The sequence below is a fragment of the Streptomyces sp. NPDC127119 genome, assembly GCF_042677425.1.
Taxonomy (GTDB): domain Bacteria; phylum Actinomycetota; class Actinomycetes; order Streptomycetales; family Streptomycetaceae; genus Streptomyces.
Window position 1 is genome coordinate 1 of the sequence record NZ_JBHXTO010000197.1, and the last position, 13,010, is coordinate 13,010.

General features: G+C 71.9%; 12 protein-coding genes and 1 riboswitch. Of the genes, 8 read left to right on the plus strand and 4 right to left on the minus strand.

Translation table 11 applies throughout. The features are described from left to right. Nucleotides 1–134: 134 nt before the first annotated feature. A riboswitch (SAM riboswitch) is annotated at nt 135–251 on the plus strand. Nucleotides 252–428: 177 nt separating this feature from the next. Continuing rightward, nucleotides 429–1,808, plus strand: coding sequence for an aminotransferase class V-fold PLP-dependent enzyme (locus tag ACFVH5_RS40995; protein WP_385838776.1), 1,380 nt, complete (start codon nt 429–431; stop codon nt 1,806–1,808). A 117-nt stretch (nt 1,809–1,925) separates the two neighbouring features. Here ACFVH5_RS40995 and ACFVH5_RS41000 read toward each other — a convergent pair whose 3' ends face one another. Beyond that, entirely contained in the window at nt 1,926–2,207 is a 282-nt protein-coding gene (locus tag ACFVH5_RS41000; RefSeq protein WP_107017436.1) for an Lrp/AsnC family transcriptional regulator, read from the minus strand. Next, nucleotides 2,204–2,953: a rhomboid family intramembrane serine protease gene (locus ACFVH5_RS41005; RefSeq protein WP_385838777.1), complete on the minus strand. Its 750-nt coding sequence runs from the start codon at nt 2,951–2,953 to the stop codon at nt 2,204–2,206. Before ACFVH5_RS41005 ends, ACFVH5_RS41000 begins: the two co-directional genes overlap by 4 nt. Nucleotides 2,954–3,110: 157 nt before the next feature. Between ACFVH5_RS41005 and ACFVH5_RS41010 the strand changes: the two genes are divergently transcribed. The 6 genes from ACFVH5_RS41010 (at nt 3,111) to ACFVH5_RS41035 (ending at nt 9,014) form a co-directional block, all read left to right on the plus strand. After that, nucleotides 3,111–3,350 carry a hypothetical protein gene (locus tag ACFVH5_RS41010; protein ID WP_107017438.1) on the plus strand — a complete coding sequence of 80 codons (240 nt, stop codon included), beginning with the start codon at nt 3,111–3,113 and terminating at the stop codon, nt 3,348–3,350. A 35-nt stretch (nt 3,351–3,385) separates the two neighbouring features. After that, nucleotides 3,386–4,735 (plus strand): NYN domain-containing protein, encoded by a 1,350-nt coding sequence (locus tag ACFVH5_RS41015; protein WP_385838779.1) that lies wholly within the window; start codon nt 3,386–3,388, stop codon nt 4,733–4,735. Nucleotides 4,736–5,088: 353 nt separating this feature from the next. Continuing rightward, nucleotides 5,089–6,120: a C40 family peptidase gene (locus ACFVH5_RS41020; protein ID WP_384809408.1), complete on the plus strand. Its 1,032-nt coding sequence runs from the start codon at nt 5,089–5,091 to the stop codon at nt 6,118–6,120. A 226-nt stretch (nt 6,121–6,346) separates the two neighbouring features. Then, a complete protein-coding gene (locus ACFVH5_RS41025) occupies nt 6,347–7,357 on the plus strand; it encodes an NlpC/P60 family protein (protein WP_384809406.1) in 1,011 nt (336 codons plus the stop codon). Nucleotides 7,358–7,389: 32 nt separating this feature from the next. After that, nucleotides 7,390–8,631 carry a hypothetical protein gene (locus ACFVH5_RS41030; RefSeq protein ID WP_385838780.1) on the plus strand — a complete coding sequence of 414 codons (1,242 nt, stop codon included), beginning with the start codon at nt 7,390–7,392 and terminating at the stop codon, nt 8,629–8,631. 110 nt (nt 8,632–8,741) lie between these two features. Continuing rightward, complete coding sequence (locus ACFVH5_RS41035; RefSeq protein WP_385838782.1) at nt 8,742–9,014, plus strand: DUF3253 domain-containing protein; 273 nt, start codon at nt 8,742–8,744, stop codon at nt 9,012–9,014. A gap of 40 nt (nt 9,015–9,054) precedes the next feature. Here the strand turns inward: ACFVH5_RS41035 and ACFVH5_RS41040 are convergent, their stop codons facing one another. Next, nucleotides 9,055–9,999: a LysR family transcriptional regulator gene (locus tag ACFVH5_RS41040; RefSeq protein WP_385838783.1), complete on the minus strand. Its 945-nt coding sequence runs from the start codon at nt 9,997–9,999 to the stop codon at nt 9,055–9,057. 93 nt (nt 10,000–10,092) lie between these two features. Next, nucleotides 10,093–11,340 (minus strand): glycosyltransferase 87 family protein, encoded by a 1,248-nt coding sequence (locus ACFVH5_RS41045; RefSeq protein WP_385838784.1) that lies wholly within the window; start codon nt 11,338–11,340, stop codon nt 10,093–10,095. A 160-nt stretch (nt 11,341–11,500) separates the two neighbouring features. On the opposite strand from ACFVH5_RS41045, the gene ACFVH5_RS41050 reads away from it, so the two are divergent. Beyond that, nucleotides 11,501–12,643 (plus strand): glycosyltransferase family 4 protein, encoded by a 1,143-nt coding sequence (locus tag ACFVH5_RS41050; protein ID WP_385838785.1) that lies wholly within the window; start codon nt 11,501–11,503, stop codon nt 12,641–12,643. The last annotated feature ends 367 nt before the right edge of the window (nt 12,644–13,010 follow it).

Genomic DNA, 13,010 nt, shown 5'->3' on the forward strand with positions numbered 1-13,010 from the left:
CCCCTAGGTACCTAGGGGCGCGGGGAACTGCGCAGCGGGGGGGCGGAGCCCCCAGGGGGTGACCGGTGCTCGGGGCGTCCCGGTATGCGGACAGTGGGGGTGCGGTGGGGTGGGCGTGTGGCATGATGCTGGCAGGTCATGAGTGACAGTCAACAGGCCCCGGCCGACTGTCCGGCAACCCTCCGTCCGTGGCGGGGTGCCCCGGGTGAAGACCAGGTCGTAGGCAGTGAGGTCTACGGCAAGCGCGGACCCCTCGCCGCCCGTCAGGGCGGATGCACCAGGGGTCCTGGTCGTTCGAGGGAGCCTTTCATGAGCAAGCGAATGCGATAGGGCGCCGAGCCCCACTTCCGCGTACCCCTTTCACCTTTCCCGTGCTGAGCCCCGTCCGCTCGCACGGTGATTTCGCCTGCCTCTCACAGGAGCTCGCCATGTCTGTCTCCACCGCTGCCGCCGGCCGGACCGCCCACTGTGACACCGACACCGCGGGGTCCCTGCCCGTGCTGGGCCGGGACGTCACCGTTCCGCTCGTGACCGGTGGCGAGGTCACCTACGCCGCCCTCGACTACGCCGCCAGCGCCCCCGCCCTCCAGCGGGTCTGGGACGACGTGGCCGCGTACGCCCCGTACTACGGCAGCGTGCACCGCGGGGCCGGCTATCTGTCGCAGCTCTCCACGGACCTCTTCGAGAACGCCCGCAGGACCGTGGGCGAGTTCCTCGACTGCCGTGAGGACGACGAGGTCGTCTTCACCCGGTCCACCACCGACTCGCTCAACCTCCTCGCCGCCGCCCTGCCCGCCGACTGCCAGGTCTTCGTCTTCGAGACCGAGCACCACGCCTCGCTGCTGCCGTGGCAGGACGCCCGCGTCACCTACCTCAACGCCCCGCGCACCCCGGGCGAGGCCGTCGCGACGCTGGAGAAGGCACTGGCCGAGCGCGACCCGTACGGTCCGGCGCTCGTGTGCGTCACGGGCGCCTCGAACGTCACCGGCGAACTGTGGCCCGTACGGGAACTGGCCGCCGCCGCCCACGCCCACGGCGCCCGGATCGTGCTCGACGCGGCCCAGCTCGCGCCCCACCACCCCGTCTCCGTAAAGGAGTTGGACGTGGACTGGGTCGCCTTCTCCGGGCACAAGCTGTACGCGCCGTTCGGTTCGGGTGTGCTCGCGGGACGCTTCGACTGGCTGCGTGAGGCCGACCCGTACCTGGCCGGCGGGGGTGCCTCGAAGAAGGTGTCACGGCGTACGGACGGCGGCGTGGACGTCGAGTGGCACGAGAGCGCCGCACGGCACGAGGCCGGGTCGCCCAACGTCATCGGCGCCTACTCCATCGCCTCCGCCTGCAAGGCCCTCACCGAGGCGGGCTTCGACACGCTCGTCGCCCGGGAGCAGCAGCTCGTCGGCCGGGTCCGGCAGGGCCTCGCCGAGGTGCCCGAGGTCCGGGTGCTCTCGCTCTTCGGTGACGACGCGCCGCGCGTCGGCGTCATCTCGTTCGTCGTGGAGGGCTGGAACAGCTCGCACTTCGCCGCCGCGCTCTCCGCCGAGTACGGCATCGGCGTCCGCGACGGCCTCTTCTGCGCCCATCCGCTGGTCCGTACGCTCCTCGGCAGCGACCCGCAGTCCCAGGGCGAGTGCGGTGCCCCCGAGGCCGCCCCGGGCGAGAAGTCCCTGAACGCCATCCGCGTCAGCTTCGGCGTCGGAACCCCCGACGAGCACGTGGAGCGTTTCGTGGGAGCGGTCGAGGAGCTCGTGGCGAACGGCGCGAGCTGGACCTACCGCACGGAGAACGGCCGCTGCGTGCCGGCTGCCTGACGGGCCGCGCCCCTGAAGGATTGCGCCGTTCCCCGCGCCCCTGGGGTGCCTCGGGTCGTACGTGTCGTGCGGGTGCGTGGGGGTTGCTCGCGCAGTTCCCCGCGCCCCTGACCGGGGCTAGTTGTCGCCGCCGATGGCGAACGCGGCCTCCAGGTCGTGCTGCGAGTACGTCCGGAACGCCACGTGCGTGTCCGTGCCCTCGACGCCCGGGATCTTGCTGATCATGCCGGGGATGACGTCCGCCAGATCGTCATGGGCCTTCACCCGGACCATGGCGATCAAGTCGTACGTCCCGGTCACGGAGAACACCTCGCTGACGCTGTCCAGCGCCGCGATCGATTCGGCGATCTCGGGAATCCGGTCCACGCTGGTCTTGATGAGCACGATCGCGGTGATCACGGCTGGTTTTCTCCCTCGGTGGCCGTCGCTGGGGATTTCACTCTAGCCGGACGCCCGTACCGCACCCACGCGTAGAGGAACCCGGCGGAGAAGCCCAGCAGGTGCGCCAGATAGGCGACCCCCGGGCCCTGTGACGCGCGCCCCGCGGCCAGCCACTGCAGGGACACCCAGAACGGCAGCACCACCCACGCGGGGAACCGCAGCGGGAGGAAGAAGAGGAACGGGAAGAGACTGGTCACCCGGGCTTTGGGGAACAGGTACAGAAACGCGCCGAGGACCGCGGAGATCGCCCCCGACGCGCCGACGAGGGTCTGCGCCGAGTCGGCGTGGACGCCCGCGTAGCCCAGCAGGGCGAGATAGCCGCAGCCCAGGTAGAAGAGGGCGAACTCGAAGTGGCCCATCCTCTCCTCGGCCATCGCCCCGAAGACGTAGAGGAAGAGCATGTTCCCCAGCAGATGCAGCCAGCTGCCGTGCACGAACAGTGCGGTGGCCGGGGTGCCGAGGGCCCGCAGCGTTCCCTGGAACAGTTCCACGGGCACCACGCCCCATTGTTCGAAATAGGCCCGCTGCGCGGAAAGAAGCTCGTCACCGGTGCCGTACGAGGGACTGAGCCCCGAGGCCGGACCGATCACGAAGATCGCGCAGCACAGCGCGATCAGTCCGTAGGTCACCGGAGCGGGGTTGCTCCGCATCGCCCTGACCGTTCTGACCGTCCTGTTGCCGGGTGCACCCCAGTTGCCGAGCATGAACAGAGCATGACGTAACGGGACCGAACCGCACAGAGCGCCTCGCCGCTCCCGGTGGACGGGCGTCGAGTACCCGCCAGGCCGTAGGGTTACGAGCCACACGCACCGGGGAATCCGGTGCGGCACGAGGACTCAAGGAAAGAGAGCGACTGCCACGATGACGGTTCCCCTCCCGACGGCCGAGACCCGGTGGCGCTGCACGCTCTGCGGCAACCTCACGCGATTCGACGTGACCCGTTCGTCGAAGGTCGTCGAGTACGTGCATCTGGACCTGGCCGGGGAACCCAAGGTCGAGGAACGGAACGTGGTCAGTGAGACCATCGACTCCGTGCGCTGCCGGTGGTGCAACGCGGTGGATCAGGTGGAACTGGTGGACAGGCCGGGCGCCCGCTCCTGACAGGAGCGGGCCCCGCACGGACGATGGGGTGAAGGATGGTGGAGACCACAGGCGGTGAGCCGGACGACGGCGACGCCGAGGTGCTCGACCGTCCGCTGCCCGACGGGGTGCGCCGCAGGGTCGTACAGATCGTGTCGGACGGGTTCGGCGGGCTGACCGTGGCCGAACTGCCCACCCAGCTGCGGCAGTACGCCCGGTTCGCCCCCAACCGCCGTGCCAAGTTCGCGGGGACCGCGATGGCGGCGGCCATGGAGACCGATCCGCTGTTCAGACAGCGCATCGCCGAGAAACTCAGAGGCGCGCAGCCCGAGCTGGCCGGCGCTCTCGACTCCGGCTCGCCGCCCCCGGCCGCGGACCCGCTCGACGTGGCCGCCGCGGCCTATGTGCTGCGTCCCACGGGCTGGGTCAAGCTGGTGACCGCCGCCGGCGAGGAGGCACTGCGGGCGGACGCCGAACGCGCCGACGACGAGAGCCGCGCCGAACTGGAGCGGCTGCGCGAGGAACTCGCCGAGGCCCGCGGGCAGACCCGGGCGGAGACGGAGCGGCTGCGCACCGAACTCGACGCGGCGAAGAAGGAAGCGGAATCGCTTCACCGCAAGCTGCGCGGGGCCTTCAGCGACGTCAAACGGGGCGAGGCGGCCCTGCGCAAGCTGCGCGGCGAGATGGAGGCCGTGCGGGGCGAGGGGCAGGCCCAGGTGTCCGCCGCCGAGAGCGAGAGCCGGCGGCTGAAACAGCGGCTCGGTGAGGTCGAGGGCTCCCTGGAGGCCACCCGCCGTGCGGCGCGCGAGGGGCGCAGCGTCGAGGACATGCGCGTACGGCTGCTCCTGGACACCGTGCTCGAAGCCACCCAGGGGCTGCGGCGCGAACTCGCCCTGCCACCGGTGTCGGTGCGGCCCGCGGAGACCGTGGACGCGGTCGAACCGGGCCGGATGACCCCGAAGGACATCGCGGCCCGTGCGCTGTCCGACAGCGATCCCGCCGTCCTCGACCAGCTGCTCGCGCTGCCGCAGGCCCATCTGGTCGTCGACGGGTACAACGTCACCAAGACCGGCTATCCACAGATGCCGCTGGAGAAGCAGCGGCTGCGGCTGCTCGGTCAGCTCTCGCAGCTCGCCGCGCAGACCGGCGCCGAGGTCACCTGTGTCTTCGACGGGGCCGAGCTGGCCGCCCCGGTGCTGCTCGCTCCGCCGCGCGGGGTGCGGGTGCTCTTCTCCAAGCCGGGTGTCACCGCGGACGAGCTGATCCGCCAGCTGGTGCGCGCCGAACCGCCGGGACGGCCCGTCATCGTCGTCTCCACGGACCGTGAGGTGGCCGACGGAGTGGCGAGCGCGGGTGCCCGTCCGGTGGCCTCCGTAGTGCTCCTCAAGCGTCTTTCGCGGGGTTGAGACACGCCCCGGGTGGGCACCCTCGCGGCTTCGGTGGGCCACGGTCGCCGTTCTGTCCCGTACGCCCCATAGGTCTCTGACGTACCAAGAGCAACGCATGGTCGTCTTGCCCGACTTGGCGAAACCTTCACGCAACGTAGTGTCAAGAGAGCGTTACTGCACGTGAGTTGATTGTAAAGAATGCGATCGGTGACCGAGATTTTTCCGGGGAGGATTTGAACTGATCACAGGTGGTCACTAGGGTCAGGCGTCGAACCTCCACTCGGGTGATCACTCATTGGGAGTGACGGTGGAGGGGCACCGCCAACCGGCGTCTTCGGTGGGCGGCTGAGGTAATGAAGGAGCTCGCCTCCGTGGCGTCCCACCGTCGACCGAAGCAGCCGAGCCGCACCCGTGTGACCGTGCTCACCACTGCTGCCGCCGCTGCCGTTGCCCTCAGCTCGCAGGCGGCCAACGCCGCGCCCAGCGAGAAGCCCAGCAAGGACGAGGTCAAGAGCAAGGTCGACAAGCTCTACGAAGAGTCGGCGCTGGCCACGGACAGGGCCAACGGCGCCGAGGAGAAGCAGGAGAAGCTGGAGAAGGAGATCGACACTCTCCAGGACCAGGTCGCCCGCGGCCAGGACGATCTCAACTCCATGCGTGACGGCCTCGGTCTGATGGCCAGCTCCCAGTACCGCACGGGCGCCGTCGACCCCTCCGTGCAGCTGTTCCTCTCCTCGGACCCGGACGACTACCTCGACAAGGCGTCCGCCATCGACCAGTTGAGCGCTCAGCAGGTCGAGGCACTGAAGAAGGTCCAGGACAAGCAGCGGGTCCTCGCCCAGCAGCGGCAGGAAGCGGCCGGCAAGCTCAAGGAGCTCTCCGACACCCGCAAGACCCTGGGCAAGAAGAAGAAGGAGGTCCAGGAGAAGCTCGCCAAGGCGCGCCAGCTCCTGAACACCCTGACGGCCGCGGAGCAGGCGGCCATCAAGACCGCCGACACGCGCGCCAGCCGTGACGCCGGGGACCGTGTCGAGCTCGGCAACGAGGTGCCCGCCTCCGAGCGCGGTGCCGCCGCCCTCGCCGCCGCGAAGACCCAGATGGGCAAGCCGTACGTGTCCGGTGGCAGCGGCCCCAACTCGTACGACTGCTCCGGTCTGACGCAGTGGGCGTACAACCAGGCCGGCCAGTCCATAACCCGGACCACCTACACGCAGCAGAACGACGGCGTGAAGATCGGCCGCGGCGAGCTCAAGCCCGGCGACCTCGTCTTCTTCAACAGCCTCGCGCACGTCGGCCTGTACGCCGGCAACGGCGTGGTCCTGCACGCGCCGAAGCCCGGCGCCGTCGTCCGGCTCGAGTCGATGAGCACCATCGGCTCCTTCCAGTTCGGTGTCCGCGTCTGATCCCAGCGCCTCGGGATCTTCCCGCAGGCCGGTCGCCGCGCCGCCCGAACGGGCGAATTCCGGTGACACCCGCTGACTCCACGCCCCGCCCATGACCTGCGTCTGAGGCGGGGCGTCGCGTTGTGTACACGTATGGGTCTTTGGCCACCGCGTAGTCGCACGACTACTGTCTGCGGCGTTTCCCCCAACTCAGGGGGTCCGTCAGCGGAAGGGAGTGCGGCTTCCTGTGGGGTCCCATCGCCGCCTTGCACCGTCCGGCTTCGACCGGGGCGCCCGAGGCGCCACCCTGTGCGTACTGACCGTCGCGGCCGCGGCCCTCGGCGTCCTGCCGGCCGGCGCCGCACCGAAGGACGACAACCGCGCGGACGTGGACCGCCTGTACGAGGAGGCGGAGCACGCCACCGAGTCGTACAACAAGGCCGACGAGCGCGCCGATCTCCTGCACGACGAGGTGGACAGGGCGCAGGACCGGATCGCCAGGCAGCAGGACCGCATCAACACCATGCGGGACGCGCTCGGTTCGCTCGCCGGGGCCCAGTACCGCTCCGGCGGCCTCGACCCCTCGCTGGCGCTGATGTTCGCCGACGACCCCGACGAGTATCTGGACAAGGCCGCCGCGCTCGACCGGATCACCGCCCGCCAGGCCGGGGAACTCAAGGAACTGCAGACAGCCATGCGTGACCTCGCCCAGGAACGTGCGGAGACGACGAGCAAGCTCGACGAACTCGACAGGAGCCGCGAGGCCGTCGCCCGGCACAAACGCACCGTCGAGCGGAAGCTGTCCAAGGCGCGGCAGCTGCTCAACTCGATGCCGGACGCCGACCGCGCCGCCTACGACCGGACCTCCCGCTCCGGCCGGGCCCCCGACCTCACCGGTGCCGTCCCGTCCTCGGGCCGCGCCGCCACCGCCGTCGCCGCGGCCCGCTCCGCGGTCGGCCGCCCGTACATCTGGGGCGCCAACGGGCCCTCCGGCTTCGACTGTTCGGGCCTCACCCAGTGGTCGTACGCGCAGGCCGGTGTCGGTCTGCCGCGCACCTCGCAGGCCCAGGCGCACGCCGGGCGGCAGGTGCCGCTCTCGCAGGCGCAGCCCGGTGACATCGTCACCTATCGGGACGACGCCAGCCATGTCGGCATGTACGTGGGCAACGGCCAGGTGGTCCACGCGCCCTACCCGGGCGCCGCGGTGCGCTACGACCCGGTAGGCATGATGCCCGTCTCGGCCGTGACGCGCCCCTGACCCGTCGCACCCCGCGCCGTACGATCAGGATCGTGGCTGGTCGTGGACGTGCGCCGAAGAAGGTCGTGGGGCTGTTGCTGGCGGGCCTGACGGGTCTGGCGGGGCTGACGGGTCTGGTCGGCTGCGGCGGCTCCGTCGGGACCGACGCCGCGTCCGCCGAGGTCCGCCAGGTGCTGGACCGGCGGGCGGCGGCGGTGCGCGACGGCAGCGAGAAGGCCTTCGTGGCGACGGCACCGCCCGGCTCCGTGGCCGCCGGTGAACGGGCCGGGGCGCGCACGGAGTTCAGGAACCTGCGGGCGGTCCCGCTGACCGACTGGTCGTACCGCGTGACCGGCCTCCACCGCTCGGGCGACCGCGCCACGGCCGACGCGGAGCTGCGCTACCGCATCGACGGCTACGACCGGGCGCCCGTCGTCACCCCGCGCACGCTGAGCCTCGTGCGCGCCGGGGGCCGCTGGTACGTGCGTGGCGACCAGCCTGCCGGCGACGCGAGCCGGCAGCTGTGGGAGCAGGGGGCCGTGGTGGCCGTACGCGGCGAGCACAGCCTCGTCCTGGGGGTCGGGCAGTCCCGGGGCACGCTGCGCGGTTACGCGAGCCTGGCCGACCGCGCGGTGCCCGCGGTACGGCAGGCGTGGGGTGAGAAGTGGCCGGGACAGGTCGTCGTCCTCGTCCCCGAGTCGCTGGAGGGCATGGCGGAGCTGCTGGGAGCGCCCGCGTCCGGGTACCGGGGGATCGCCGCGGTCACCACGGGCGAGGCGGGCGGGTCCGGGAAGGCGCCCGCCGACCGGATCATCGTCAACCCTGACGCGTACGGGGTGCTGGGGTCCTTCGGGCGGCAGGTCGTGCTCACGCACGAGACGACCCATGTCGCGACCCGCGCCTCGACCTCGGCGGCGACCCCGCTGTGGCTGTCGGAGGGGTACGCGGACTGGGTCGGCTACCTGGGCACCGGCCGCACCGCGCCACAGGTCGCGCCCGAGCTGACGCGCGCGGTGCTCGACGGACGGGTCCCCCACGCGCTGCCGAAGGACGGGGACTTCGGGTTCGGCGGGGACGCGGGGAAGCTGGCGCGGGCGTACGAGAGCGGGTGGCTGGCCTGCCGGATGATCGCCGAGCGGTGGGGCGAGGTGCGGCTGGGGGAGTTCTACCGGGCCGTCGGGGCGCACGGGAAGCGGGCGGGGGCGGTGGAGACGGGGCTGCGGGAGGTCCTGGACACCTCGCCGGAGGAATTCACGGCGCTGTGGCAGACGTATCTGCGGGAGCGGCTCGTCTGACGGGGGCTTGGCTCGGGTGACGTGGCTCGCGCGACGCGGGAGAGGCCGTCTCCCGGGCGTTCCGCCGTGCCGCGATGGCCGTGCGGTGCGCCCGGTGCGACTCTGGCCGGGTGACGGAGAACGGACGGCGGACCGATCGGCACCTGGAGCGGGCCATCCTGGAGCTGCTGGAGCGCCGCGCCCCGACCGCGACGATCTGCCCCTCGGACGCCGCGCGGGCGGTGTACACGGGCGACGACGACGGCTGGCGCGCGCTCATGGAACCCGCCCGCCGCGCGGCCGGGCGGCTCGTCGAGGCCGGCGAGGTGGAGATCACGCAGGGCGGCCGGGCCGTCGAGCCGGCGAAGGCCCGCGGCCCGATCCGGATCCGCCGCGTGCGCTGAGGTGCCGTGGTGCGGCCGGTTCAGGAGGTGACGGCGGCCGTCACGGGCCCGGGGGCACGTCGTCGGGGGCGGCGCACGCGTGGTGCAGGGCGGTACGGGCGTGACGGCGCAGCCAGGTGTGCGCGGGGTCGTTGTCGTAGCGCTGGTGCCAGGCCAGCTGGACGGGGACCTCGGGCATGGGCAGCGGCAGCGGCCGGACGCACAGGCCCAGGCCCTCCAGCAGCGGGCGGCTGATCAGGCGGGGCACCGCGGCGACCAGGTCGTGGTGGCGGACGAACTGCAGGGCCGTGGCGGCGGTGGGGGCGGCGGCCACGACCCGACGGCTCAGGCCCTGGGCCTCCAGTACGTCGTCGATGGGGTCGCGCAGCCGTCCCCGGCGGGAGACGGTGATGTGCTCGGCCCTCACGTACTCCGCCAGGCCGAGCGGGCCGTCACCGCCGTCCGCGCCGCCGCACAGCGGGTGGGTGGGGCGCAGGGCCAGGACCAGCCGGTCGTGGCCCACGACCTCGTGACGGATCTCGGGCGAGGAGGGCTCGCTCGCGCCGGCTTCGAGGTCGATGTCCCCCCGCCGCGGGTCATGGGTGTCGGTACTGGCCTCCGCCAGGAAACGCAGCCGGACCCCGGGCGCCTCGGCGTGCAGGGAGCGGAGCAGGTGCGGGCCGGCCGCCGCGGCCAGGGCGTCGTGCCATTTGAGGATGAAGGTCCGCTCCAGGGCCGCCAGGTCGACCTCCGTGTCGGGGGACAGGACCGTACGGGCCTGCTGGACCAGCTCGTGCACGGTCGCGCGCAGGGCGAGGGCGCGGGGCGTGGGCGTCATCGTGCGGCCGGTGCGCACCAGGATCTCGTCGCCGGTGGCCCGGCGGATCCGGCCCAGCGTGCGGCTCATCGCGGGAGTGGAGACATGCAGGCGGGCGGCGGCGTCCGTCACGCTGCCCTCTTCCAGCAGGGCGTCGAGCGCGGTCAGCAGGTTCAGATCCAGTTGCATACGGGTAAATCTAGGTGCGATGAAGTTGTGTGTGTAGTGAATGCCGGTGTGTCAGGAGGCCGGTGTCAGGGAGTCGCTGTCCGGAGGCCGGCGTCAGGAGGCCAGTGATTCCTCGTCGGCGGGCGTCGCCCGGCCGGGCGACGGGGCCGGGTCCGCGTACGACACGGTGTCCCGCCACAGGAGCACACCCGCGGTGACGGTCGAGGCCACCAGCAGGCCGTTGCGGACCAGGAGCAGTTCGATGCCGAGGTCGGTGCTCGCGACGACGTCCGCGAAGAAGACCGGGAACTCCAGGACGGTGAAGAGACACGCCACCAGCACCATCACCGCCGGCCACCCCATCCGGCTGCCGCGGAAGACCAGGCACACGGCGGCCAGACCGACCAGCCACACCAGGTACTGCGGGCTGATGACCCTGCTCGTCGTGGTGAACAGCAGGACCGCCATGAACGCGGCGTCGGCGGCCGTGTGCACCAGGAACCGGGTCGCGCACAGCCGCCACAGCAGCAGCCAGCCGAAGGCGAGCCCGGTCAGCATCAGCGCCACCGTGCTCACCACGTCGACGTACGGGCCGAGGAATTCCACCGAACCGTAGTTGAGCAGGACCTGGCCCTCCCAGCCGTGGTGCCGGGCGATGTGGAAGACCAGGGAGCCCAGCGACTCGACCTCGGTCCCGCGGTCGCGCTGGAAGGTCAGGAACGCGAACGCGCCCGGCATCGACACGACGAACACCAGCGCGATCGCCGCCGCGGTGGCCGCCGCGGCGCCCCAGGCCTTGCGCCCGGTCGTACCCACGAGCAGCAGCACCGGCCACACCTTCAGCATCGCGCCGAGCGCGGCGAGGACACCCATCACCTTCGGGTGCCGCACGCCCGCGAGGAGCGCGGCCACGGCGACGGCGGTCACCATCACGTCGTAGCGCGAGTACACGGTCGGCCCGAGCAGGGGTACGCCGATCACCCACACCCAGACGCCCCGCACCGACACCGGCACCGGCCCGTCCGGGCGCAGGGCCGCGTACAGGAGCAGACCGAAGGCGATCAGGTCCGCGGCGAAGGCGAGGACGAAGAACGCCTGCGTATAGGCGAGGAAGGGCAGGAGCGCGGGGGAGAGGATCGCGAGCGCGGCGGCCGGCGGGTACTGCCAGGTGACGTCTTCGAGCGGGAAGGTGCCGGTGCGCAGGACCTCGTACCAGTTCTGGTAGGTCACCGAGACGTCGCTCGTGACGTCCGGACCGGGGAAGACGAACACCTTGAAGACGAAGAGGAGCAGCAGCAGTCTGGTCAGGCCCCAGGTCGCCAGCAGTGCGTACGGGAACCTCGGCCCCCTGGCTGCCGCCATGCCCACCTGCCCTTTGTTCCGTACGGATCCGCCGTGCCGCTCCGCTGCCGCCTCACTGTGCGGTCATGATCCCCCGCGCGGCTGTGCGAGAGCCGTGAAGCGCGGCCGGGCCGAGCCGTGAGGCACGGGTTCGGTACTGTCGACGGCGATGCGCGAGACGATGCACAAGACCCTGATCGTGACCAACGACTTCCCGCCGAGACCGGGCGGTATCCAGGCCTTCCTGCACAACATGGCGTTGCGCCTGGACCCCGAACGGCTCGTCGTCTACGCCTCCACGTGGAAGCGGGGCCGGGAAGGTGCCGAGGCCACAGCGGCCTTCGACGCCGAACAGCCCTTCGTCATCGTACGCGACCGAACAACCATGCTGCTGCCCACTCCGAGGGTGTCCCGGCAGGCCGTCGGGCTGCTGCGGGAACACGGCTGCACCTCGGTGTGGTTCGGTGCGGCGGCGCCCCTCGGACTGCTCGCGCCCGCGCTGCGCAAGGCGGGCGCGGAACGGCTCGTGGCCACCACGCACGGGCACGAGGCGGGGTGGGCGCAGCTGCCCGCGGCACGTCAACTCCTCGGCAGGATCGGGGAGTCGACGGACACGATCACGTATCTCGGGGAGTACACCCGGTCGCGGATCGCCACCGCGCTGACACCCGAGGCGGCGGCGCGGATGGTGCAACTTCCGCCCGGGGTCGACGAGAAGACGTTCCACCCCGGGTCGGGCGGGGACGCCGTCCGGGCGCGCCTCGGTCTCACCGACCGGCCGGTGGTCGTGTGCGTCTCGCGGCTCGTCCCGCGCAAGGGGCAGGACACGCTGATCCTCGCGATGCCGCGCATCCTGGCGAGCGAGCCGGAGGCCGTGCTGCTGATCGTGGGGGGCGGGCCGTACGAGAAGGAGCTGCGGCGGCTCGCGTACGAGACCGGTGTCGACGACTCCGTGCGCTTCACCGGGGCGGTGCCCTGGTCCGAACTCCCGGCCCACTACGGGGCGGGTGACGTCTTCGCCATGCCGTGCCGTACGCGGCGCGGGGGGCTGGACGTGGAAGGGCTCGGCATCGTCTACCTGGAGGCTTCCGCGACGGGCCTTCCCGTGGTCGCGGGCGACTCCGGGGGTGCGCCGGACGCGGTGCTCGACGGGGAGACGGGGTGGGTGGTCCGCGGTGGCTCCCCGGAGGACGCGGCGGACCGGATCGTCACGCTCCTCGGCGATCCGGAGCTGCGGCGCCGGATGGGGGAGCGGGGGCGGGAGTGGGTCGAGTCCCACTGGCGCTGGGACCTCCTGGCGGAGGGGCTGAGGGGGTTGCTGTAGCGCGCCCCGCCGTGCGCCGGTCACCTGCGGGCCGGTGGTGGGCGCGTCTCAACGATTGCGCAGTTCCCCGCGCCCCTGAAAGCGCGGGCCGGTGGTGGGCGCGCCCAAATGATTGCGCAGTTCCCCGCGCCCCTAGAAAACCGCGCCGCGACGGGTGCGGGCCGGTGGGGGGGGCACCCGCGCAGTTCCCCGCGCCCCTGCTGAAACGCGCCCTGCGGGCGTTCCAGCAGGACCGCAGCCCCGCTGTCAGGGGCGCGGGGAACGGCGCAATCGTTTGGGCCCGCCCCCACCGGCCCGCACGCTCAGGGGCGCGGGGAACGGCGCAATCGTTGAGGCTGACCCCCACCGCCGCGCACCTTCAGGGCTG

Coding starts and splice junctions, on each gene's coding strand:
- ACFVH5_RS40995 (WP_385838776.1), top strand. CDS start 429: ATGTCTGTCTCCACCGCTGCCGCCGGCCGGACCGCCCACTGTGACACC.
- ACFVH5_RS41005 (WP_385838777.1), bottom strand. CDS start 2,953: ATGCTCGGCAACTGGGGTGCACCCGGCAACAGGACGGTCAGAACGGTC.
- ACFVH5_RS41010 (WP_107017438.1), top strand. CDS start 3,111: ATGACGGTTCCCCTCCCGACGGCCGAGACCCGGTGGCGCTGCACGCTC.
- ACFVH5_RS41015 (WP_385838779.1), top strand. CDS start 3,386: ATGGTGGAGACCACAGGCGGTGAGCCGGACGACGGCGACGCCGAGGTG.
- ACFVH5_RS41040 (WP_385838783.1), bottom strand. CDS start 9,999: ATGCAACTGGATCTGAACCTGCTGACCGCGCTCGACGCCCTGCTGGAA.
- ACFVH5_RS41045 (WP_385838784.1), bottom strand. CDS start 11,340: ATGGCGGCAGCCAGGGGGCCGAGGTTCCCGTACGCACTGCTGGCGACC.
- ACFVH5_RS41050 (WP_385838785.1), top strand. CDS start 11,501: ATGCACAAGACCCTGATCGTGACCAACGACTTCCCGCCGAGACCGGGC.